Annotated in this window: 1 protein-coding gene; it reads right to left on the bottom strand. The window is 61.8% G+C overall.

The annotated features are described in order from the left end of the window. On the bottom strand, nucleotides 1-519 hold a 519-nt coding region (locus J5069_RS24125), incomplete at both ends, for an Ig-like domain-containing protein (protein WP_264646159.1).

The raw sequence follows: 519 nt of genomic DNA, 5'->3' as shown, positions 1-519 counted from the left end.
GATTCCGTCCGCACCCGTGGTGCCGATCACAGTGGTGACAGTAGCACCGTTATTCGCCGAGAAGTTCACCGTCTGACCCGCGACCTTGTTACCGCTGGCATCCGTCACCACCGCCTGCACGGCATTAGTCTCGGTACCGTTGGCCGCGGCATCGTCTGCCGTCACCGTCAGGTTAGCCGCCGTGATTTCTGCCGTCGTGCCATCCGCCACAAAGCTGACACTGACCGTCTGGCTCTTGCCGTTCACCGTCGCGGTCACCGTACTGCTTCCAGCTGTAGTACTGGTCAGCGTCGCCGTGGCGATTCCGTCCGCACCCGTGGTGCCGATCACCGTGGTCACCGTGGCTCCGTTATTCGCCGAGAAGCTCACCGTCTGACCCGCGACTTTGTTACCGCTCGCATCCGTCACCACCGCCTGCACCGCATTGGTCGTCGTACCGTTAGCCACTGCATCGTTTGCTGTCACCGTGAGGTTGGCTGCGGTGATTTCTGCCGTCATGCCGTCTGCCACAAAGGTGGT

This window comes from Candidatus Symbiopectobacterium sp. NZEC127 (assembly GCF_025962675.1).
Lineage (GTDB): Bacteria > Pseudomonadota > Gammaproteobacteria > Enterobacterales > Enterobacteriaceae > Symbiopectobacterium.
Note: the sequence above shows the minus strand (reverse complement) of the source record. Positions and strands in the feature narration are given on the sequence as shown.